Origin of the sequence: Paenibacillus sp. MAHUQ-63 (genome assembly GCF_028765165.1) — a bacterium.
Taxonomy (GTDB): Bacteria; Bacillota; Bacilli; order Paenibacillales; family NBRC-103111; genus Paenibacillus_E.
The window spans coordinates 1,092,609-1,114,874 of the sequence record NZ_JARADB010000001.1; the positions used below are offsets into that span (position 1 = coordinate 1,092,609).

Here is a 22,266-nt window from a genome sequence, read left to right on the forward strand (position 1 = left end):
TAGCCCACTAGAGTCATACTCAGACGCTTACCGAACAGGTAACATGGACAACATGAGAAGAGTGATTCGAAAGGGGAAATTTACCATGTTCAAAAAATTAATGCTCCATACCGGCATCCTGCTGATCGGTTCCATGCTGCTGGCCGGAGTGGCAAGCGCCCACGTTACGGTCTATCCGAAAGAAGCTACGCAGGGCAGCTATGAGAAGTTCACCGTGCGCGTCCCATCGGAGAAAGATATTCCTACGGTGAAGGTGGAAGTGAAATTCCCGCTGGATGCCGTTGCGATCTCCCGCTTCGAGCCGAAAGCCGGCTGGAAGTACGAGCTGGCCAACGATTCCGCAGGCAAGATTACCGGCGTCACATGGACGGCAACCGGCGACGGTCTGGCCAGCACGGAATTCGGCGAATTCAATCTGCAGGGGAAAGTCGCGGATACAGCGACCCAGATCGTCTGGAAAGCTTACCAGACGTACAAAGACGGCAGTGTCGTGGAATGGGTGGGCGCGGATGGATCAGACAAGCCCGCTTCCGTCACGACGGTGAAAGCCAAAGCGGGCGCCGTAACGGACAGCCACGGCAATGTCGTTGCCGGTGCTGCGCCGGCTGCCGCAGGCAGCTCCGAATCCAAGGCGCCGCTGTACCTGTCCATCGCGGCCGTCGTGCTCGGCGCGCTGTCCCTGATCGTTTCGCTGACTAGAAAACGCAGCTAGCAAAAAGGCCTTGAGCTCTCCGTCATCACGACGAGGAACTCAGGGCCTTTATTGTTTACGCTGGTAGATGCGGAAATAGTACTCGTACGGATTCTTCTCGTTCCGTTCGCCTTGCTCGCTAGAAACCAAAGTCCAATCGGACAAATCGAGTTCGGACATATAGGTGTCCGCTGCGAATTCATGCTCGATGAACGTAATGTACATCCGGTCCACCTCGGAGGCAAACAAGCGGAAAATTTCGGCGCCGCCGATCACGAACAGCTCTTCGTCCCGGAACGCTTGAACCGCTTCGCTGACCGAGTGAATGACTTCGCATCCCTCGGCCCGGTACGCGGGATTTTGTGTGAGGACGATGTTCCGCCGGCCTGGCAAGGGCTTGCCGATGGACTCATACGTCTTCCGCCCCATCAGAATCGGATGCCCCATCGTCACCGCTTTGAAGAACTTCAAGTCCGCCGGCAAATGCCAAGGCAATGTATTGTTCACGCCAATGGCCCGGTTGCGGTCCATGGCAAAAATAAATGATATGCTCATTGCAACATGTCTCTCCTCTCGCTCGGTACGCTAGATACGCTAGACGGCGACCGGCGCCTTAATCGTCGGATGCGGGTTATAGCCGATCAGCTCAATATCGCTAACGTCAAAGTCGAAGACCGAAGCTACCTCTTGGTTCAGCTTGAGCCTGGGCAGCTCCCTCGGCTCTCGGCTGAGCAGCGTATGAATCTGCTCGATATGGTTGGTGTAAATATGCGCATCGCCGAGCGTATGCACGAATTCGCCGACGCCGAGCCCGCACTCCTGTGCGATCAGATGCGTGAGCAGTGCGTACCCGGCGATGTTGAAGGGAATGCCCAGGAACGTATCCGCGCTGCGCTGATACAGCTGGCAGGACAGCTTGCCGTCCGCCACGTAGAATTGGAACATCGTGTGGCATGGCGGGAGCGCCATGCTCGGCACATCCTCCGGATTCCAAGCGGAGACGATGAGCCGGCGGGAATCCGGGTTCGTTTTGATCATATGAATAACATCCTTCAGCTGATCGATCGTGCCGCCCTGCGTCGTCGTCCAATCCCGCCATTGCTTGCCGTACACGTCTCCAAGCTCCCCGTACTGCTTCGCAAACGCTTCGTCTTCCAGCACCTTTTGCACGAAAGTCGCCATCTGCTCCTCATATTGAAGCTTAAACGCCTCATCCTGTTGGGAGCGCAGACCGAAGTTGCTCATGTCAGGTCCGGTATAATCGCTGCTTTCCACCCACCTCTTGAACGCCCACTCGTTCCAAATGTGGTTATTATGCTGCAGCAGATACCGGATATTCGTATCTCCTTTAATAAACCAGAGCATTTCGCTGGCGATGAGCCGAAACGGCACTCTCTTGGTTGTCACCAGCGGAAAGCCTTGCGACAAGTCGAAGCGCATTTGCCGGCCGAATACGGATATCGTTCCCGTTCCCGTCCGGTCTTCCTTTCTGATGCCATTCGTCAAAATATCTTGTAAGAGATCATGGAATGCTTGCAAGCTGATGAACCTCCATCCTGTTAAATACATATCCATCTATTTTACCTTCTCCGTACGGACAATGCCATGCCTGTTTACGAAAAATATGCTGAACAGCCAACCCGTCCCCGCCATATGCCAAATGTTCCTATGGTGCATTTTCGGCCTGTATATGGTACTATTTGCTCCTAGAAGAGGTTCGCAAACTCCCTCTATAAAAAACTATGAAAGAAGGATTCATCTATGGCAGGAAGAAGCAATGAAGATTTGAAAGACATTACTTTATTGGGCAATCAGGGCACGAAATATGTATTCAACTATGATCCGTCCGTGTTGGAGGCTTTCGATAACAAACATCCGAACAGGGACTATTTCGTCAAATTCAACTTCCCTGAATTCACGAGCTTATGTCCCGTAACCGGGCAGCCGGATTTCGCTACGCTGTACATCTCCTACATTCCTAATATCAAAATGGTGGAGAGCAAATCCCTCAAGCTGTATTTGTTCAGCTTCCGTAACCATGGCGATTTCCATGAGGATTGCGTCAACATCATTATGAACGACTTGATCAAGCTTATGGAGCCTCGTTACATTGAGGTATGGGGCAAATTCACGCCGCGCGGCGGCATCTCGATCGATCCCTACTGCAACTGGGGTCAGCCCGGCACGAAATTCGAGGCGATGGCTGAGCACCGTCTAATGAACCATGACATGTACCCGGAGAAAATCGACAACCGCTAATTTGACTTTACGGGCAGTGTGATCGTGACCGTCGTTCCGACGCCCTCTTCACTTTCATATATGATTTTCCCGTTCATCGTATCAATAATGCGCATCGTTACAGCTGTCCCCAGACCCGTCCCGACATCCTTCGTGGAATAGAACAGATGGCCGATCCGGGACAGCTGTTCTTTGCTCATCCCTTTCCCATTATCGCTGATCCGGAATTGAACCTCGTCCGTCATACCCGTTAACCAAACCTTCACTTCACCGTCAGCTGTCGTTGCCTCGATAGCATTTTTGATGACGTTGACCAACGCTTGCTGCAGTTGTCCCCGATCCGAATGCATATAAATGTGCTCGTCGAGCTGGCAGGTCAGCGTTACGCCATTCTTTATCGCCATAGGCGATAGCAGAATCAGAATGTTGTTCAGCATATCCGATGATGAGAACGATTCCATCTTCAATGGCTTTGGCTTGGAAAAGTTCAAATAATCATGAATGATAGCCTCGGCCCGCTCCAGCTCCTCCATCGCGATCGTTAAGTACTGCTGGTTTTTGCCTAGTTCATTCGGACGCATCAACTGCAAGAAGCCTTTCACCACCGTCAGCGGATTGCGAACCTCGTGTGCGATAGAAGCCGCCAGCTCCCCTAACGTTTTCATTTTTTCAGCTTTTTGGATTTGCGCTTTCATCCTGGCTCGTTCTACGTTAATTTCCATCAGCATAGCCGACAGCCACGCCCCCAGAACAAGCATGATGCCGAAAGCAAGTAATGCCGTGAGCATTTCGAAGCTGTCCAAATGACCTTCATGCGCATAAAACATATACGATAGCAAAATGAAAAGCATAACCAGTAAAGGACCTAATGAAACCGCAACCGTCGCCTTAATCCTCGCACGGCCGGTCATCAGCCTTACTTTCTTCGAAGCGATAAGCGGGAACAGGAAGCTTAACGTCATACTTACATATCCGAACCAGACCGAGTCGCCTCCGAGATACGTACGTGTCAGTAACATCATCACATAATTGACGAATCCCGCAGCGGGTCCGAAATAGATCGTCGAAATGACGAGGGGGACGTACCGCAAATCCCAATATAGATTAAGATCTTTGTACGAAAAGAGCAAACAGAGGGACGTGGCGATGCCATATAGCATGCCCATCACAACCGGCGACTTCGCATAGCGCCATTTCTCTCCGAACACGCTTTGCAACAACACAGGTGCAAGAACGATCAGGATGTTCAGGAACAATTTTTCCAGCAGCATAGTTCTTTCCCCGCCCTCTGCTCTTGAATAATTTACTTTGTAAATTCTGCAAAAACGGGTAAATTCCTCTATTGACCATTGGATTTAAACTAGGAAAGATAAAAAATGGCAGAAAAGACTTCTAGTCGAAGCCTTTCTGCCATCATTGCTATAGCTGCTATTTAAATGTTAAAACTTGCAGAAGACGCTGCAGAAGGACGGCGCTCTGAGCGCGTGTAGCTTCCTTCTTCGGGTCAAATGTAGATGGAGTTGTACCATCCATCAATTGCAGCTGTCCAAGCCGTTTAACGGCCTCTTGGGCCCAGGAATGAATAAGCGTACGATCTTCATAGTCCTGCGCCTGCGCCTGCGCCTGCGCCTGCGCCTGCCCCTGCTCTTGCTGCTCGTTGTATCCCGCCGCCTGCAAAGCGCGGTCGATCATAACCGCCATTTCCTCCCGGGTAATCGTCTGGTCCGGCCGGAACGTTCCATCCTCATAGCCGGTTGCGATTCCCGCTTCTACGGCCGCATGAATAGCCTCACTGTACCAAGCCGTCTCTTCGGTATCTCGAAACGCCCCGTTGTTGGAAGCTGATTTCAATCCAAACGCACGGGTAATCATCGCCGCTAGCTCAGCTCGCGTGACCGGTTGGTCAGGCCGGAATTCATCTTGGGAAAAGCCTTGAACGAACCATTTATTCGCCATCCGTTCGATGCTGTCTTGGGCCCAATGATGCCTCGTATCACTGAAAGAAATCTCGTTTGCAATAAACATCACCGTGCTGTTCGTGCGGCTGTAGAAAGTGATCTCACCATTAATCACTGTAAAAGGCACCGGTTCATAGCTCGTTGTCCCATTAGCATCCTGAACAACTCGCAGCGCTGCCAAGTTACGCTCCGCGATCGCGGCGATCGCGGGCTTCACTGTGTACGGCACGTATCGTTTGAAGCCGGCAATCTCCACGGTTTGGTTACCGCTTGCCACAGCATGAACCGCGAAATCGATGGATGCAACGACTTGAAGGCCGTCCGCTTTTGCTTGCGCAGCGGCGCCATCCTGATGCGTAATGACCACTTCGATGCGTACGTTCTCCGGCTTCGTTCCAAGCTGAGCCGCCAGCTGGTCCAGGCTCAACTGCTTGACGGGGAGCTTAACGCCGCCCAATGGAGTGGTCAGGGTTACGGATGGAACATCCGCCAATTTACGCATGACGGAAGACGTCAATTCGACCCGTACCTGCTCCGTACCGCTTGGACCGCCGACCGCGAGTGTCAGAGGGCCTTCTCCTTGCGTTCTCAGGATGGCGTCCAGTGTCACTTCGTCCACCTTGGAGGTAACGACGGTCTTGCCGTCCTTCTCCATCACCTCCGTTTTTAACTGAGCAGCGGGGCTTGGAGCCACCGCTCCTGACGGTCCTTGATTGACCGGCGCGTCGTTGTCGTCATCGTCGTCGTTGTCAAACTCCTCTGCGAGTCTCGTAACGGTGAGCTGGTACGTCTTGGTCGTTTGATTTTCTGCGGTAACTACAACGCCGATGACGTTAGCCCCGACGTTCAGTCGGATGGCCGAAGATGCGGTTCCGCTGTCCACCGCAGTTCCGTTTACGGTTACGGTTGCTTCGCTATCCGCCGCAGTCGGTGTAAGACTAATCTCTTTTATCGCATTTGAGACCGATAGCTCGTATTCCGTATTATCAGCACTAAATACAGGACTTAGTGTCCCTGCGTTCGTTGTTAGTCCGCTCAAATTCGTATTGTCCGATTTCAATCTCGTAACGGTGAGCTGGTACGTCTTGGCCGTTTGATTTTCTGCGGTAACTACAATGCCGATGACGTTAGCCCCGACGTTCAGTCGGATGGCCGAAGATGCGGTTCCGCTGTCCACCGCAGTTCCGTTTACGGTTACGGTTGCTTCAGCGCTTGAAGCTGTCGGGATTATTTGAATTTCCCGCACACCTGCGGGCAGGGTAACCGAGTAGGACGATTCAGTGCGGTCGAACAGCGGGCTTAACGTCCCGGCACTAACGGTTAATTCACTCAACGCATTGTCTGCCGAAGGCCAAGTTTCAGTGGCCGTAACTCCATCGGCTTTCAAATAATCGGTGCCGTTACTGCTCAAAATATTTTTCGCTACGGTAATATCCGTCCCTTTTTGCAAATAAATGCCACCGGTGTTCCCCGTAATCGTATTGCCGGAAATCAGCACATTGGCAGGGTCTCCCGCTCCGATATTGCCGGCATTCTGGTCGCCGTTATCGTGCTCCAGCAAAATTCCCCAGTAACCGGGCGCCGTATTGTTACGGATGATGTTATTGACGATGCGGGTGCCGGGCCCGTTCAAAATATTGATCCCAACGCCATTATTAACGGTTGTTGTCTGCTCGATGATGTTGCGCTCGATCCGCGTATCCGGCGTTCCCATCGTGACAACGATGCCTTCGCGTGAGTTGCGGATTACGTTGTCGTGAATATAGTTATTCGGTCCCGTTTTGCTATGGTTGCTCGGTGCGGTACCGCCCGTGTTGCCGAGGCCTACGCCCCCGCCCGTATAAATATTCTCAATCGTATTGCCGTATACGTCGTTCAAATATTCGAGTTCCCCATGAAGATCGATCGCATCCAGCTTTGTTTGGTTGTAGTGATTGTTTCTGAGCACATTATTATGCGCAACGTTCTGGATGAGCGAGCCATGGCGCAAATACGGCCCTTCGAACGTCGAATCCTCAACCACGTTCCAATACGTATCGTTATCGAACCCGAGCCTGTCAACCTTCGGCATTCCTTGAATCGACGTGCCGTAGCCGGCGCCGCCGCCGCCTAGGTCCGTCGCATTGCGGAAGGTGGCATGGCGAACCACGACATCGTGGCTGTTCTCAATCCGAATGGCCATCCGTCTAAAACGCTCGACCGTTACGTGATCAATAGTTACGTTATAGGAAGGATTTTCCCCATAGTTGGCAATGGCGATCATGCTGTCCGGTCCCCCGGCTGCGGGATTGTTCGTCACATGGTCCAGCGAGAACGTTCGGTTCCAAGTCGATGTAACGGTCAAGTTGGAAACCAGCAAATCATGCTGATTGGACGATTTCAGGACGGAGCTGTTCTTCACATCGTCAATGCTCGACTTCAGAATCGTCCCCGCTTCGCTCTCCCCGCGCAAATTGACGCCCGATTTCAGCTTAAGGTTAATAAACCCGTCCGGCGAGGACATCAGGTTATAGACACCGTTCGGGATGTAGACCTCGTCTCCGGAAGCTGCAGCATCGATCGCGTTCTGAATCGCCGCACGGTCATCCTGACCGTTGTCAGCCGGGTTCGCGCCATAATCAAGTACGTTCAGCGTAGCGCCCGTAACCGGATGAGGCGTATGTACCGGATGCGGGCTGCCATCCGGCTTCGTGAGGCCCGGCTGTGTGAACGGAGCCGTTCCCGGCGGCGCCGTCGGTGTCACGTTCGGCACGGTCGCTACCGGCGTATCTCCGGAAGGAAACGGCATGTAGATCATGACTTCGGTTAAACTCGTGAAAGTGCTGCCGTCGGAATTGCCATGACCGACAATGCGCACGAAGCGAGCATTCGTATCCGGAATGTCAAAAGCCTGCATATCAACCGTCCCCGGACGGCTGTTGCCGGTGAATACGTTGGTCCAGCTTTGTGCATCATTGGAGGTTTGAATATCAATCAACGTCGTTCTCAAATCACCCTTGTAAAATGCAATACCTACATAGCCAATCGTCTTCGGTTGCCCTAAATCAAACATAATGTATTGACCGTCTCCAGAGGCTGACCAGCGGCTGAACAAGTTGTTGTCCAGCGTATTGCTTTCCACATTGCCGTCGCTGCTGCTCGCATTGACTTCAACGATCTGCAGAGGCGCCACAGGCGCGGATAGTGTCATAACGTTATACGTCAGCGGCGTTAAGGAATAGTTGCCTACGGCATCCCCTGCATAAACGCTATAAATGACGTTCGTATGGGGAGCAAGTCCTTGAACCGTGTAGTAAGTGCTCCCTGTGACCGTCGTTAGCAGCTCGTCATTTTGATACAGCTTATAGTTCGTAACCGCACTGTCGTCGGTCGCTGCAGGCCAAGCCAGCTGAACGAAGTCCGTGCCCAGATTGAGCGATTTAAGCGCAGATCCCGGGGCCCATGACGGCGGTGTAGTGTCGCTCTGAACGATGCGCCTTACGAGCAGCTGAGGCTCCGGATTCGATGCCGATGTGTTCTCCTTCGCGTAGATATTGACCGGATTCGAAGATTCGGACGCTAGGAGGAAAGACAGCGATTGGCTCGGAAGATGCTGTCTGACATAATCCGTTACATCCACATTGTAATAAACCGGCTTGGAGGCATTCGGTTGTGTGACTGTGAATTGACCTATCGGACTCATGGAGGACAGATCCGTTACCGGAGCATTGTTCCAAGTAAGGGTCGATTCCTGCCAGTCGTTATTCGATAGCCCGTATACTTGGAGGGCGGTATCGATGTCACTGCTGCCTTTTTTGGCAGAGACTTGCAAGTAGAATTTGTAAGTTGCGTCCGTAACGGAAGATACGTCAAATTTGAAGTAGACTTCGGTCTTCTTGGAGCTGCTGGTCGAAAGACTGAATAGCCCCTGCGTCGAACTGGACAGATTCGTTCTGCTGTCATAATTGGTATTGGCCACTTCCGGCTTCGCGTTATCCATCACTATAGCCGCATCGGCGCTTGTCGGCAGCGCAGCCACATCCACCTCCACATCCGCAGCCCTGCCCGGGGCAGGAAGGACCAGGAGAGATAAGACCATCGAAACCATTAACAACACAGCTAGCCTTTGTCGCAAAAAGAAATGATTCATGCCGCAATGCTCCTTATTCAGTTTACTCTCGCAAGTACCGTATACAGGGACGATTGACTGATACATGAGCGACGGCCTATGTGAATAGGAACGCTGCCCATATGTATGTAAGCGCATACAATATACTGCGATTTCACCATACTACTCCCTTTTTCCCACATTTCATTGTCATTTGTTTAGGTGAAGGAGGGATATTATTGGAAAATTGGCGTATTGAATCCTCTTTTCATAAAAAAAGCCCGCCGCCTCCATGAAATCGGTTACGCCGGGCATTAACTATTCTTTTTCTTTGGCTTTCTTACGGTTCAGAACGATCTGTTCCCACTTCTTCTCGACATCCTTGATCATCGGATGCAGCATATCGTACATGGCAGCCAGCAATGAAAACCTTTGCTCGAAATATTCGAGAGATTCTTGCTGAGCCTCACTGCAAGTCTCAATCGATGAAATATCTTTCATCGTTTTCTCTGCCCATATATGAAACAATTCCAAATCCTGAACAATTCGGCGGATATGATTCACACTATAACTCTCAGACATGTAATAATAATCCCTGCGGTCATTGGTGGACGGCATCTTCCTGCACATGCCCACTCGTTCCATATGGCGTATTTGAACGCTTACAGCGGCTTTGGTTACACCCAGCTGTTCGACAATATCCTGCAAACTGAGAGGTCCTGTGGCAAACAGCAGCTGCGCAAAAATTTTGCCGACTAAGGGACTGAATCCCTTTTTTTCATAATTCAAAGATAAAAAATCACTAATATTTTGCTTCCACTCAGAGAAAGTCAGTTCATCTTGTTCCATCTCGTACTCTCCCCTCATTGCGACATAATTTAGGTGACAATGATTATCATAGTGAAAAATAAATTATCAGTCAACTTTTTATGACAAAGTATTGACATTTTTCGATAATGTGAACATTGTGCAACATTTCGGGTTTCTGAATTGACATGGCGGTTGCCGCGTTTTATATTATGATCATTAACAATGTTGTTAACGATAATAACTAATTATATTTAATTAGTTTACTTTTTTATTTTCCAAAGGAGATGTTCTTCATGAAAAAACCGTTTAAAATTTTAACCACAGGTACACTCGCCGCTGCCATCTTGTTCTCCGGCTCCGCTCTCTCTGCCGGCAAAGCTCATGCTGACGAAGCGGTCGCTTCCCAGGCTGTCCTTCAAGCCGATTCTTTTGCAAGTCAAATTATTAACTATCATTTATCCATTCTGGCCAAAAATGCCGCTGAAGCGACAGGTCAAGATGAAGACGATATTAGAGACGCTCTCTCCGCCGGCAGCACGCTGACGGAAGCAACCGGCGTTAGCAGCGCGGAGCTGCTCACTGACTTGACCCCGATCATCAACTTTGATTTACATAAAGCACAGAGCTACGGTTTCATTACGGCTAACGAAATTCAAACCAGTGAAGCGGTTCTCGCTGAGCAGCTAGGCTCCGCTCTGGAAACCAAAGGCAACCAATTGCCGTCTGCCGGCAATAATGCCATCTTGGCCCACCTCGTGTTGAACCGTTTGGATAACGTGGTTCGTGACACGGCCAGCTATGCAGGAAAAGAGCAAACTGACGTGATGGAAGATCTTCGTCAAGGGAAAACTCTAGTTCAATCCGCAGCATCTTTGGATTCAGGCGAGCTGAAAGAGGATCTATTATCCCTGCTTAAACAGGACCTCCAATTTGAAGTTTCTACCAAAGGCGCCGTGCAAGCCGACGCTGACCGGTATTACGCTTTGGGCGCCGGCAAGCTTACCGATATGATTAATACGCCCGGTTATAATCCTGAAAGTGTGAAAGCGCAGGCCGCTGATTTAAGCAAGCTCATTGCCAACCGCTTGAGCCGCATCGTTACCGATACTGCTTTCTTCGCCAAAAAAGAGGAGAGCGACGTATGGGAAGATTTGCGCCAAGGCAAAACGCTTGTCGCTTCCGCTACAAGCCTGGATCCAGGTGAATTGAAGGAGAAAATCTCCAACGTGACTCGCCAAGACCTCGATTTCGAAGTGGCGATGGGCCGTGCAACCCAAGAAGATGCGAATAAAGCCTATTCGGAAGCTTCCGCCAAAATCGCCGACGCTATCAATACGCCAGGATTTACACCGGCATCGAGTACGGCCGTTCAAGCCGATCTGCAAAAAATCGTTCAAAACCGCATTGATCGTGCCATCAATGATACGGCTGTTTTCAGCAGCAAAGAAGAAAGCGATGTTCGTGAAGACCTTCGTCAAGGCAAAACACTGGTCGCTTCCGCCGCTAAATTGGACTCTGGGGAACTGAAAGAGAAAATCTTGAACGTGCTTAGACAAGAGCTGGATTTCCAAGTATCGCTGCATCGCGCAACGCAAGAAGAGGCCAACAAGTATTACTCTGAAGGGGCTGCGAAGATTGCGGATATCATTAACACACCTGGCTACCAACCAGCCTCCGCGAGTCAAGCCAAAGCCGATCTGGAGCAGGTGATCACCAACCGCATTAACCACGTGATCAACGACACCGCCGTCTTCGGCAAGAAGGAAGAGAAAGATGTGCTTGCGGACCTTCGCCAAGGCAAAACGCTTGTTGCTTCCGCCACAAGCTTGGATCCAGGCGAGTTGAAAGAGAAAGTTTTGAATGTGCTTCGACAAGAGCTCGACTTCCAAGTCGCTCTGGATCGCGCCACGCAAGAAGAGGCAGATAAATATTACTCCGAAGGAGCTGCCAAGCTTGCCGATATTCTTAACACGCCTGGCTATGCACCAAGCCAAGGCTAATCGCTAAATGAAAAACGGCCTTCCCCGAAATCATGCTAATGATAGAGGGGAAGGCCGTTTTCTGCTGTTTTGATGTCCGAATATTCTGCAGATCGCGCGCAGGCAGAAGAGGAATTTCAAAAACAAAGGAGCTAAGCACATTCAAGCGCTTAGCTCCTTGTTCATTCGTCCGGCAATCAAGCTTGAACGAACGCTTCTTATTTAAGCTCTGTAATAAGTCTGTCAACATCGCCGGTCGGCGTACTGATCGTTTCATAAACCTTCACATAAACGTTGCTGCGAATTTGATCATCCGTCAAATTACCAAACGTTAATTTCTGTGTGCCGCTCATCAAGCGGTTGGCTCCTATGAACGGGAAAGACGTGGATCCGATGGATTTACCCAGCGCATCCACCAGCTCCAACTTCAGCTTGGAGAAGCTATTATCCAGAGTCACAGCCTCATCACGGGTAAGATCCAAATCCAGATTCAATTTGTACGTATATGAGAATCCGGTTGCGCCCATGTTGGATAATTGCGAAAGGGTCCAGCTTTTGACATTCAAATTAAACGGATATAAGGAAATATTGCTGTGGTCCATGGTATTGCTCTGAACATTCACTTGATAGCTTGCAATGGTTGATTTGTATCCAGCTTGTTGCCCTTGTCCCGGCAGCACGCCTTGAATATTCAGCGCATATTGTTCGTTCGTATCGGTCGACGGGAGCGTGTAGCCATAGCTGACGACAATCCCCGTTCCCGGAGCGATATCTTGCGCGCTGACGGTCTGGCGGTTGCCCGAGTATGTGTACCCGTCTTTGCCCGCCAGCTCCGCCGCGAACACAGGGACTGGAATCGGCTTGTCGCCGTTATTGAACAGTTTAAACTTCGCTAGGCCGACTTTATTGCCCGTTTCTTCATTGTTCGTGACATGCAGCTCTTCCAAGGACACGGCCAAGTTCGGATTGATGAAGTCGTTCGACGAATCGAATGCCATCGGCGTGCCGAATGCATAGCTGCTTGCAGTATTTCCTGCACCTGTACCGGAACTTGCGTTAGCCGGAAGCCGGAAGCCGATTCGGCCTGTATTGAACTGCACAGGAGCCGTTTGTCCTTGCTTCAGGAAGCTTTGGGCTGATAGTACATAGAAAGCATTCAGCGTAGCTGTCGGATCGGTCGTGACGGCGAAATGAATGTTTTTTTGCTCGCCCGCATTCAAGCTAATTGCCTCTTGCTCCACGCGTTTGCCTACAAATAGCTGTCCGTCGGATTTGCCGCCCAAAGTGAAATCAGGCACGGTTTCGGTGTAACTGCCGGTATTCTCTACTTTCACCTGAACGACATAAGTCGGCGATTGCCCTGCGAATTGCTTGGACAACGTTGTCGCCGAATACTTCAAGCCGGAGGTTTCACCCGGTGCGGAGAACACCGCTCCCCAATCGCCAAGTAAGGCCGGATCGCTGATGACTGCGTCTTTGCCGCGCCAAATCATGGATTGCACCGGGGCGTCCGCCAATAAGGTTTCCTTTTTAGGATACACTTTGGTATCGACGTTAATCCATAGAAGATCGGTCAAATTCAGGTCCGATTTCAAGCTCACGTCCGCCATATAGTTCATTGTTGCATCGCTCTGCGGAAGAATCGACTTGGCATTGTTAGCGCTCGGCTGCAGCGTATACACCGTGCCGTCAGCCGCCTTGACGCGCAGCTCATAATCCGGAATCCGGATCGTATTGCTTGTCCCGTTATTCAGTTTAATAACGGCGCCAATTCGCCAACCGTCCAACGTTTTTTCCTGCAGGATCCCTTTGATTTGCGCTTGCGTATCGCTAGTGATGGCATATGCTTTCATATCGTCAGCGGGAAGCACCGAGACTGCCGGATGACTTCCTGGCACATACTGCTTTTGAGCTTCATAAGAAGAAGTCACCAGCAGGTCGCGTGTAGCCGGCGCAACGCCGCCGAAGGTGCCGTCAGCTTGTTTGCCCAGCAGATTCAACTGAACGGCCAAAGCCGCATAACCCTGCGCCCAATCGGATACGGTGTTATCCTTCGACCCTGCGGCAGCACTCGCCTGCGCTTCTTTATTCAGCCCGCGGATCAAGAAAGCGGCGAGCTGCTCTTTGGTCACTTCGCCCGCCGGATTGTACGTACCGGCTCCATAGCCGTCGGTCAAATGAGCCGCCTTCAACGCTTCAATATAAGGAAGCGCGTAGCCGTTAGCGGGATCGTCGGCACTCACATCGCTGAAGCTGGATGTCCGTAAGGCATTGTCTACCTTCAATCCGAAAATCAAAGCCGCCACTTTGGCGAATTGTGCGCGGTTCATTTTATCATGCAATCCGAAGACACCATCGCTCACCCCGTCAAATATACCCGCGGCGATCATCGCATCATACTTCACCTTGGTGCCCGCATCGAGATTCGCCAAATCGCCAAAATCAGCCGAGGACTTAGACGCTGAAGCGCCTAATGCCGCTGTTGAGAACATCGTCACAGCCATTGTCGTACTCATGAGTACGGATAAACTCTTTTTCATGTTAGTGCCCCTCTCGTAGTAAATCTGTACATCTCTTCCATTACCTGCTACTTTCAATTACTTTTTCAATTCAACAGGCGCTTTCTTCCTTTGGATAAATAATAGAACGAATGGAATACAAATAAAAGCGGGAATTGCTGAAATAAAGAACGTATCGGCAATCGAGCGGACTAACGCTTCTTTCTGCATGAAGCCAGCCAGGTATACGGCGGCCGTTCCGGCCGAAGTGCCCATATCGACCGACCATGAATAGATCGCGCCCGACAGCATCGATGTCACGCTGTTCGCCGTAACGGAATCAACAGGCACGCTGTCCGAAATATGCTGGTAATGCACGAGCTGACGATTGCTCATGAGCGCCGTGAAGATCGCGATACCGAGCGATCCGGCTACTTGCCGGCATACGTTGGAGAGCGGCGAGGCATTGCCGACCTGCTGCGGCAAAACAGCCTGCATTCCCGCGGTCGTGAGCGGCATCATACACAGGCCGATCCCCAAGCCGCGGATCGTAAGTACGACATTGAGCCAATGATTGGGCGTTTCGGTTGTCAAATGATGAAGCTCCAGCGTCGTCACGCCAAGTATGGAAAGTCCGACGATACATAATGGAACAATGCCGAACCGGTCCGCCAGCTTGCCGCTTATGGGCATCATAACCGCCATCGCCACTGATTGCGGCATCATCAGCAAACCGGTCTGCATGGCGGACAGCCCTTGGATGTTTTGCAAATACAGCGGCGTCAGGAACGTGCCGCCCATCATCCCCATCATGACCAAGGATCCCGAGATTACAGAGATCGTAAATTTGAAGTTCGTAAATAGTTTCAAATCTAGTACGGGCTGCTTCGTCCCAAGCTCTACCCAAATGAGCAGCAGTAAACTGAAGAATGCCACATAGAGCAAGGAAACGATAAACAGCGAACCCCAGCCCTCAGACTGCCCTTTGCTCAAAGCAAGCAGCAAACTGCCGAAGAAGGTCATCGACAGAAGGGCCCCGGGCGTATCAAACTTCAATCCTTTCTTACCAGGCGAGTCCTTCAATAAAACTTTGCCTAAAATAACGGCAAGGATCCCGATCGGCACGTTGATGAAGAAAAGCAGCCGCCAACTATAGTTTTGAATCAAATAACCGCCGAACGTCGGACCAAGCGCAGGGGCGCACATCGCGGCAACCCCCCACAGTCCGATCGCCGTACCGATCTTCTCTTTGGGAAACGTCGTATAAATGATAGACATACCGATTGGCATAATGAAGCCGCCGACGAAGCCCTGGAGGATCCGAAAGAGAATCATGGTGCTTGCGCTCCAGGCCATCCCGCAAACTACGGAGAAAATAGTAAATCCCGCAACAGAAAATATAAAAATGTTTTTATTACCGAACCTCGCGCCCAAATATCCGCTCATCGGAATGACCATAGCCGAAGCCAGGGTATAGCCCGTGATCACCCATTGCATCGTATTGATATCTGAGCCAAATACAGCGACGAATTTATTCATAGCAACGTTCATTAAGCTGCTGTTGAGCACCGCCACGAAAGTTCCCATCACGATGGCAATCAGCGATAGCCACATCTTTCCGTTGCCTTCTGCTTGTTGTTGGTGTACTGCCGATGTTTCGGCCATAGCTGCGCCTCCTATTCGGCTTTTACCGTGGTGCCTTCCGCGATCTGATCTGTCGGATTCACGATAACTTGTTGACTTCCTTTAATTTTGTCGTTCGCTTGAACATAAACCCAATCTTCGTTTTTCTTCTCCGTCGTAACTTCAATGCGATGTGCCGTACCGTTATCGGCGACGAACACATATTCTTTTTGGTCTTTCTTCATAACCGCGCTTGCTGGAACTTCCAGACGGCTTTGTTGGGAAGCGTTCATGGTTACTTCCGCTACCATACCGGCAAACAATTGACCGTCCTTGTTGTCGACTTTCACTTTAACGGGGAATGTGCTGCTGTTCGTGTTGGAAACAGGGCTGACGAAAGAGATTTCACCTTTGAACGTTTTGCCCGGCAAATTTTGCACGGTAACGTCGACTTGTGAACCGGCTTTCACTTGCGCGATTTGGCTGTCTTCAACGCTCAGCTCGACTTGGACTTGATCCATATTGACAAGAGAGAGCAATTGAACGCCTGGCTGGGCCAGTTCCCCCTCAGAGATGCTCTTCTTCACGATGACGCCGTCGATCGGAGCTGTAATGGTCGCATTGCTCAAGTTGCTGTTCGCAAGGTCCAGACCGGCCTGCAGACGGTCTACATCGGCCTGCAGAGCTTTAATCGTATTATCCGTCGCACCGATTTTGGCCAGTTGAAGCTTCGCTTCGGCTCCCTGCAATTGGGCTTGCGACGCCTTTTGCGCCCCTTGCGCTTGATCGTAAGCAGCCTTAGCCCTTTCGAATTCCATCGTGCCCTTGTCCAAATCTTCCTGCGTCACGCCCGAGTTGCTGTCGTAAGCGTTACGCAGCCGGTTATAAGCGCTCGTCGCCAAATCATAAGCGGCTTTCGCCTGATCTACCGCCGCTGTCGCTTGTTGGTTAGCGCCTTGAGCAGCGGATACCGCGCTCTGAAGCCCGTCGATTTCTTGCTTGCGGGCACCCTGCTGCGTATCGACCAGCTTGGCTTGAGATGCTTGCAGAGCGGACTCCGCTTGTTTCGCCTGTTGGGTGAAATCGCCGGTCTCAATCTGCACCAGCAAATCGCCCTTCTTCACTTTGCTGCCTTCTTGCACATTCACTTGGGCTACCTTGCCTGCAACTTTGGATACGACTTTAATGTCTTGGTCCGGAATAATTTTACCGCTTAAACCGGCGGATACGGGTTGGCCGAGCTTGATCGTTTTGACGCTAACCGCTGCCGCGGCATTCGTCGCTCCTGTAACTTTATCGCCGCATCCGGGCACAATACTAACAACGGCCAGCATGAGTGCCGCGGGAACGACCCATTTCTTTAAATTTTTCATCGGGTTCTAACCTCTTTCCTTATTTGTCCTTCAAATGAATTTTGATCGTGGCGCTGATTCCCGGAGACAACTCGATGCCTTGGCTGTCATCGATTGATATTTTAATAGGTACACGTTGGGTTACTTTCGTAAAATTACCGCTTGTATTCGTTGAAGGCAGCAGAGAGAATGTCGACGCAGTCGCCTTACTGATTTCTTTCACTTTGCCGATGAACGTTTTACCTGAATATCCGTCCAGGTTAAACTCGACTTTTTGACCCGGCTGGATGCGGTTGATTTCCGTCTCCTCGATATTGGCCGACACGTACAATTGGTGCGTATCCACCACCATCGCGACCGTTTGGCCAGGTGATGAAACCTCACCGGCCTTCACCAACGTTTTGATGACCGTTCCCTCAATGGGAGAACGAAGTGCGGCCTGATCTAAATTGCTGGTCGCCAAATTGTTGGTGTCTTGTTGGCCGATGATCTGATCGGCAAGGACATGATCGCCTTCATTGACATCAAGCGACGTCACTTTCCCGGTAATACGCGGCATGACCTTATAAATATCTCCGGCAAGTCTAGCATCTTCCGTAGAAATGTAATTTTGGCCTTCATACCAGAAATAACCGCCGATTCCTCCACCTACGACAACTAGAGCGATTAAAATGACATACAACATTCCTTTACGTTTCATGTTTTCTCCTCTACCTTCTCTTCGATATGACATGCAAATCTAATAAGACATTGCCTTAAACACAAATAAATTACCGCAACTGATCATCGTACTCGTACGACCTAATCTTCAAGCTGGGCAATTTTGATCACGCGTGTTCTTTGAAGTTTTAGACTTTTGTTTTCGAACCCCCTAAAATAGTTGTATAATGAAAGTATGATATTGTATTATACAACTAATCGCGACCATGTCAATGAATATTCGTTTACAATTTCAATGGGATGCCGGATCCAAAATCCTGCCGCGAACGCGAATCGTATGTGATTTTTCGAATTGAATCATCGATGCTGCCGGCTAGAAGCGGAAATATATTCGATATTTCATGTACAATTATCGAATTCGCGCCCGAAAAGGGAATTGTGTATGATGATGTTACCATGGCACAGTAAAGCTAGAGAGGTGAACCCACTTGCATCAACAATCCATAGAGACGATAGAGGAAGAGCTGGCTATCTTCATCCGCCGCGTTACATCGTTCTCCTCGCATCGGAAATTAGGCAATCTCGACAGAGCCGCTTACCTATTAATGCACCGTATATCCAAAGAGGTTCCTACAGGAGTCAAGATTCTTGCCGAACAGCTTCAGCTGGATATTTCAACCGTCAGCCGTCAGGCTGCAGCTCTGGAACAAAAAGGCTATGTCTCCAAATTACCCGACCCTCAGGACGGAAGGTCGTATTCCCTGCAGCTCACCGAGCTGGGTCTAACGGAAATGGCCGAATATAAACGCGTCCGTTCTAACAAACTGAAGGAGCTGCTCCAGGATTGGTCCGACGAGGATGCCGAGAACTTCGCTCAATTGTTGCACAAATTCAATCGTTCCATTTGTCCGAAATAAAAAAGCTATCCCTGAAGGTCCGAAAACCTCCGAGATAGCTTTTTTCCTTTATAGATGCAGGTCAGCTCCGCCCGCGGAATCTCATATGCTTAATTAACTAGTAGAGCGGTTTCGACTGATACAGCACCTGCGGCTGCGGGCACTGCGGGAACGGAAGGATGTCCCGGATTTGGCTGAACGCATAGTGCTTCGTCGCGAATTGCGTATGGTATAAGTACTCGATCAAGTAGATCGATCCGCCTTGTATACTGCACAGAATGCCGGAAGTACCGGTACCGTCCATCATGGATACACCGACCGGGCTGCCGATCCAGGCATATGCTTTGTGCTGCAATGACATGGCTATCACCACCTCCTGCCATACCTTATGCAGAGAGGCGCCTAGAAGTCACTCCGTATCAAGCTTCTCCACCTGCACACGGCCGGAGAAAAAGGTAGCGCCGCCGCCCATATCGGCTACGCGATCCGGCGTCAGGGCGTTGACCAACGCTTTGCCGCCGGCCTTATCCGCCCACAGGCCTTGGCTCACCACGACACCCGGCAGCACATCGGAGCCTACAGCGGCTGTCAATTCACATTCGCCGCGCTGATTCCATACGCGCACCTTATCACCGCTGACGATGCCCAGCGCATCGGCATCCTTCACGTTAAGATGAAGCTTCGGCGTTTTCTCCATGCGCACATGCTTCTCATTATGCGCGAACGTCGAGTTCAGGAAGTTGTGATTCGGCGCCGGAATGAACAGGAACGGCAGGCCATCCTCGTCGGGAAGCGGCATATACGTCGGCAAACCCGGGTAGCCCTTCTCCTCCATCTCTCGGGAATACAATTCAATCTTGCCGCTCGGCGTCCGCAATTTCTCTGGAAATAGCGGCTTGACGTCCGCTTTGATGAACTTTCGTTCCAGCAGTCTCTCGTAAGTGATGTCAGCTAGTGCCGGATTACCCGGATGATCCAGCGCTTGGCGGATCAAAGCTTCGTCGCTGTCCTGCAAAGCTTTGTCTTCGTACCCCATCTCCGCAGCCAGCAAGCGGAACACTTCGACGTTCGCTTTGCTTTCGCCGTACGGCGCCGCCACAGGCAGCTGCAAGTGCACATACTGATGCCAATAGGAACGGTAGAAGTCGGTATTCTCGAAGGATGAAGTCGCTGGCAGCACGATATCCGCGTATTTGGCCGTTTCCGTCAGAAACAGATCGTGCACGACTGTGAATAAATCCTCCCGCTCCAGTCCTTCTCGCACTTTATTGGCGTGAGGCGCGACCAGCGCCGGATTCGAATTATACACATAGAGCGAACGAATAGGCGGGTCCAGCTCCAGCAAAGCGCTCCCCAGCAGATTCATATTGATTTGCCGGGCATCCTGCTTCCGCAAGTCAGGCCGCTGCAAGGCAGCGATGTTGTGCTCCAGATAGGCGCCGTTACCCTTGATGGCTCCGCCCCCCTGGTGCAGCCACTGTCCCGTCACGGCCGGCAAGCAGGCGATCGTTCTCACGCACATGCCGCCGTTGTCATGATGCTGAATCCCGTTCCCGATCCGAATGAACGAAGGCGACGTCCGGCCGTACAAGCGGGCAAGACGGTATATATCGTCCACCGGTACCCCCGTGATGGCCGATACGACGGATGGCTCGTATTGACGAACGTGCTCTCTCAGTTCATCATAACCTACGGTGTGCTGCCGCAGGAAGTTCTCATCCGCCATGTCTTCGGCGAATACAATATGCATCAACCCGAGCGCCAATGCGGCATCCGTCCCCGGCATGATGGGGATGAACCAATCCGCCCAGCGTCCGGTCTGATTCCTATGGGCGTCGATGACGACAATCTGCGCACCGTTCTTGCGCGCCTTCTCGGCCAGCATTACCTGGTGCATATTCGTGCTGACCGCGTTGATCCCCCACATGATGATAAGCTTCGCATGCACCGTATCCTCCGGATCGGTCCCGAAGCTGCCGCCCATCGTATATTTGTAGCCCTCCGTGCCGGCGGACTCGCAGATTGCATACAGCAGCCGCGAAGCGCCCATCCGGTTAAAAAAGCGGCGGTCCATCCCCTCGGTCCCGATCCGTCCCATATTGCCATAGAAGCTGTATGGCAGAATGGATGCTGCGCCTTCTTCGGCGATCAGCTCCTTCCAGCGGCCGGTGATCGCCGCGATCGCTTCCGCCCAAGTAATGCGCTCGAACCGGCTGCCTTCCCCTTTGGGGCCAACCCGCTTCATGGGATACTTCAGCCTCTGTTCATCGTACAATCTCGCCGTCATGTTGCGAACCTTATTGCAAATCGCCCCTTGCGTAACCGGGTGGTCGGGGTCTCCTTCTATTTTAACGATCTTGCCCGCCTCTTTATGGAGCAGCAAGCCGCATTGATCCGGACAATCCAGCGAACAGACCGCGGGAAAAACGCCATCAAGTATTTCCGTCATCGATGTATGCATGTCGTATGAGCTCCCTTCCTACATATCAACCTCTCTACTATATACCGAAATGAGGGGAAGGGGAACCGGAGCCTACTAAAACGACCCGCTGCAAGGCCTTGTTCGCCCAGGCGGGTCTTCTTGTTATTCCAATACACTGCCTCCGAACACAAAACGATACTCCAAATGCTTAAAGAACAGGTGATCGATCCGAACGCCTCCGGTTTTCTTCGAGGCCGAATGAATGATTTTGCCGTCGCCCAAATAAATGCCCATATGGCTGATCGTTTTCTGGGACGGATCGAGATCGGCATAATCCGCCGCCCGGTTGCCGCGGAAGCTCGTGAAGAACAGGAGATCACCCCGCTTCGCCTGCTTCAGATCGCGGTATTTCCGCTTGGAAAGCGTCTCGACGTAAGCCGCTTGGTTCTTGGCATCCCAAGGCAGGTCCATGCCCAGAGCATACAAGAACACCCAACGCGTAAAGTCCGAGCAGTCAAAGGAGCTCGGGTCCAGGCGGTTGGATCCGTACACGTAGGGCGTGCCGAGATAACTCTTGGCGGTTTCGATCACGTTCTCCGCATATCCGCCGGCCTTGGGCGCGATGTCCGGATTCGGCACGGCTTTGATCAACGGGAATCCGTTGGGCAGCAGCGCCTGCTTAGCGCTTCCCGCCGCCATGCTTCTCACCTGATTCGAGGCATAGAGCTGTTCCACGCCCAAATCTCCGATGTACAGCTCCGCGTCGCCGCTGGTCAGGTTCCAGTCGGCCATCCGGTTGTCGGTCTCATGCTCACCCGATATACTCCGGACTTCTTCCGTACCGAGCGCCTTGATATCGGATTCTTGGGGGGCTCCGGAGCATCCGCTCAACGCTGTGAATGCTGTGATGATCACGAAAGTTATGGCTATTTTCCGCATATCGAACTCCTTGGCCTTTGTCCGTCATAGGATTAGGATGCCAATTTTTTGGAAAATCAAACCGCGGAACGCGCAAAAAGGCCCCTTCTCATCGAATAAGGGCCTCTGTGTCC

At 51.4% G+C, this 22,266-nt stretch carries 16 protein-coding genes and 1 riboswitch; of the genes, 4 read left to right on the forward strand and 12 right to left on the reverse strand.

Annotated elements, in window-relative coordinates; translation table 11 throughout:
* The first annotated feature begins 85 nt into the window (after positions 1–85).
* Positions 86–712, forward strand: coding sequence for a YcnI family copper-binding membrane protein (locus tag PUT07_RS04845; protein WP_274466664.1), 627 nt, complete (start codon positions 86–88; stop codon positions 710–712).
* 48 nt (positions 713–760) lie between these two features.
* Here the strand turns inward: PUT07_RS04845 and PUT07_RS04850 are convergent, their stop codons facing one another.
* A complete protein-coding gene (locus PUT07_RS04850) occupies positions 761–1,246 on the reverse strand; it encodes a dihydrofolate reductase (protein ID WP_274466665.1) in 486 nt (161 codons plus the stop codon).
* 39 nt (positions 1,247–1,285) lie between these two features.
* Positions 1,286–2,260 carry a thymidylate synthase gene (locus PUT07_RS04855; RefSeq protein ID WP_274467466.1) on the reverse strand — a complete coding sequence of 325 codons (975 nt, stop codon included), beginning with the start codon at positions 2,258–2,260 and terminating at the stop codon, positions 1,286–1,288.
* A gap of 137 nt (positions 2,261–2,397) precedes the next feature.
* Positions 2,398–2,441: riboswitch (PreQ1 riboswitch) on the forward strand.
* 11 nt (positions 2,442–2,452) lie between these two features.
* On the opposite strand from PUT07_RS04855, the gene queF reads away from it, so the two are divergent.
* Positions 2,453–2,950, forward strand: a complete 498-nt coding sequence (queF, locus tag PUT07_RS04860; RefSeq protein ID WP_274466666.1) for a preQ(1) synthase — start codon at positions 2,453–2,455, stop codon at positions 2,948–2,950.
* Here the strand turns inward: queF and PUT07_RS04865 are convergent.
* From PUT07_RS04865 to PUT07_RS04875, 3 genes are all read right to left on the reverse strand, one after another.
* Positions 2,947–4,200 (reverse strand): sensor histidine kinase, encoded by a 1,254-nt coding sequence (locus PUT07_RS04865; protein ID WP_274466667.1) that lies wholly within the window; start codon positions 4,198–4,200, stop codon positions 2,947–2,949. The genes queF and PUT07_RS04865 overlap by 4 nt on opposite strands.
* A gap of 157 nt (positions 4,201–4,357) precedes the next feature.
* Positions 4,358–9,016, reverse strand: a complete 4,659-nt coding sequence (locus PUT07_RS04870; protein WP_274466668.1) for a cadherin-like beta sandwich domain-containing protein — start codon at positions 9,014–9,016, stop codon at positions 4,358–4,360.
* 276 nt (positions 9,017–9,292) lie between these two features.
* Complete coding sequence (locus PUT07_RS04875) at positions 9,293–9,823, reverse strand: GbsR/MarR family transcriptional regulator (protein WP_274466670.1); 531 nt, start codon at positions 9,821–9,823, stop codon at positions 9,293–9,295.
* Positions 9,824–10,077: 254 nt separating this feature from the next.
* On the opposite strand from PUT07_RS04875, the gene PUT07_RS04880 reads away from it, so the two are divergent.
* On the forward strand, positions 10,078–11,784 hold the full coding sequence (locus tag PUT07_RS04880) for a hypothetical protein (RefSeq protein ID WP_274466671.1): 1,707 nt from the start codon (positions 10,078–10,080) through the stop codon (positions 11,782–11,784).
* A gap of 197 nt (positions 11,785–11,981) precedes the next feature.
* On the opposite strand, the gene PUT07_RS04885 is transcribed toward PUT07_RS04880, so the two are convergent.
* From PUT07_RS04885 to PUT07_RS04900, 4 genes are read right to left on the reverse strand one after another with little or no spacing between them, the layout of a single operon-like run.
* Positions 11,982–14,303: an S-layer homology domain-containing protein gene (locus PUT07_RS04885; RefSeq protein WP_274466673.1), complete on the reverse strand. Its 2,322-nt coding sequence runs from the start codon at positions 14,301–14,303 to the stop codon at positions 11,982–11,984.
* Positions 14,304–14,360: 57 nt separating this feature from the next.
* Positions 14,361–15,926, reverse strand: a complete 1,566-nt coding sequence (locus tag PUT07_RS04890; RefSeq protein WP_274466674.1) for a DHA2 family efflux MFS transporter permease subunit — start codon at positions 15,924–15,926, stop codon at positions 14,361–14,363.
* An 11-nt stretch (positions 15,927–15,937) separates the two neighbouring features.
* A complete protein-coding gene (locus PUT07_RS04895; RefSeq protein ID WP_274466675.1) occupies positions 15,938–17,257 on the reverse strand; it encodes an efflux RND transporter periplasmic adaptor subunit in 1,320 nt (439 codons plus the stop codon).
* Positions 17,258–17,276: 19 nt separating this feature from the next.
* Positions 17,277–17,936 (reverse strand): efflux RND transporter periplasmic adaptor subunit, encoded by a 660-nt coding sequence (locus tag PUT07_RS04900; protein WP_274466677.1) that lies wholly within the window; start codon positions 17,934–17,936, stop codon positions 17,277–17,279.
* Between the two features lie 448 nt (positions 17,937–18,384).
* On the opposite strand from PUT07_RS04900, the gene PUT07_RS04905 reads away from it, so the two are divergent.
* Entirely contained in the window at positions 18,385–18,813 is a 429-nt protein-coding gene (locus PUT07_RS04905) for a MarR family winged helix-turn-helix transcriptional regulator (RefSeq protein WP_274466678.1), read from the forward strand.
* 97 nt (positions 18,814–18,910) lie between these two features.
* On the opposite strand, the gene PUT07_RS04910 is transcribed toward PUT07_RS04905, so the two are convergent.
* The 3 genes from PUT07_RS04910 to PUT07_RS04920 form a co-directional block, all read right to left on the reverse strand.
* Positions 18,911–19,153, reverse strand: coding sequence for a hypothetical protein (locus PUT07_RS04910; RefSeq protein ID WP_274466679.1), 243 nt, complete (start codon positions 19,151–19,153; stop codon positions 18,911–18,913).
* 48 nt (positions 19,154–19,201) lie between these two features.
* Positions 19,202–21,253 carry a molybdopterin oxidoreductase family protein gene (locus tag PUT07_RS04915; RefSeq protein WP_274466680.1) on the reverse strand — a complete coding sequence of 684 codons (2,052 nt, stop codon included), beginning with the start codon at positions 21,251–21,253 and terminating at the stop codon, positions 19,202–19,204.
* Positions 21,254–21,376: 123 nt separating this feature from the next.
* Entirely contained in the window at positions 21,377–22,153 is a 777-nt protein-coding gene (locus tag PUT07_RS04920) for a C40 family peptidase (RefSeq protein WP_274466681.1), read from the reverse strand.
* Between the last annotated feature and the right edge of the window lie 113 nt (positions 22,154–22,266).

Coding starts and splice junctions, on each gene's coding strand:
- PUT07_RS04845 (WP_274466664.1), top strand. CDS start 86: ATGTTCAAAAAATTAATGCTCCATACCGGCATCCTGCTGATCGGTTCC.
- PUT07_RS04850 (WP_274466665.1), bottom strand. CDS start 1,246: ATGAGCATATCATTTATTTTTGCCATGGACCGCAACCGGGCCATTGGC.
- PUT07_RS04855 (WP_274467466.1), bottom strand. CDS start 2,260: ATGTATTTAACAGGATGGAGGTTCATCAGCTTGCAAGCATTCCATGAT.
- queF (WP_274466666.1), top strand. CDS start 2,453: ATGGCAGGAAGAAGCAATGAAGATTTGAAAGACATTACTTTATTGGGC.
- PUT07_RS04865 (WP_274466667.1), bottom strand. CDS start 4,200: ATGCTGCTGGAAAAATTGTTCCTGAACATCCTGATCGTTCTTGCACCT.
- PUT07_RS04870 (WP_274466668.1), bottom strand. CDS start 9,016: ATGAATCATTTCTTTTTGCGACAAAGGCTAGCTGTGTTGTTAATGGTT.
- PUT07_RS04875 (WP_274466670.1), bottom strand. CDS start 9,823: ATGGAACAAGATGAACTGACTTTCTCTGAGTGGAAGCAAAATATTAGT.
- PUT07_RS04880 (WP_274466671.1), top strand. CDS start 10,078: ATGAAAAAACCGTTTAAAATTTTAACCACAGGTACACTCGCCGCTGCC.
- PUT07_RS04885 (WP_274466673.1), bottom strand. CDS start 14,303: ATGAAAAAGAGTTTATCCGTACTCATGAGTACGACAATGGCTGTGACG.
- PUT07_RS04890 (WP_274466674.1), bottom strand. CDS start 15,926: ATGGCCGAAACATCGGCAGTACACCAACAACAAGCAGAAGGCAACGGA.
- PUT07_RS04895 (WP_274466675.1), bottom strand. CDS start 17,257: ATGAAAAATTTAAAGAAATGGGTCGTTCCCGCGGCACTCATGCTGGCC.
- PUT07_RS04900 (WP_274466677.1), bottom strand. CDS start 17,936: ATGAAACGTAAAGGAATGTTGTATGTCATTTTAATCGCTCTAGTTGTC.
- PUT07_RS04910 (WP_274466679.1), bottom strand. CDS start 19,153: ATGTCATTGCAGCACAAAGCATATGCCTGGATCGGCAGCCCGGTCGGT.
- PUT07_RS04915 (WP_274466680.1), bottom strand. CDS start 21,253: ATGCATACATCGATGACGGAAATACTTGATGGCGTTTTTCCCGCGGTC.
- PUT07_RS04920 (WP_274466681.1), bottom strand. CDS start 22,153: ATGCGGAAAATAGCCATAACTTTCGTGATCATCACAGCATTCACAGCG.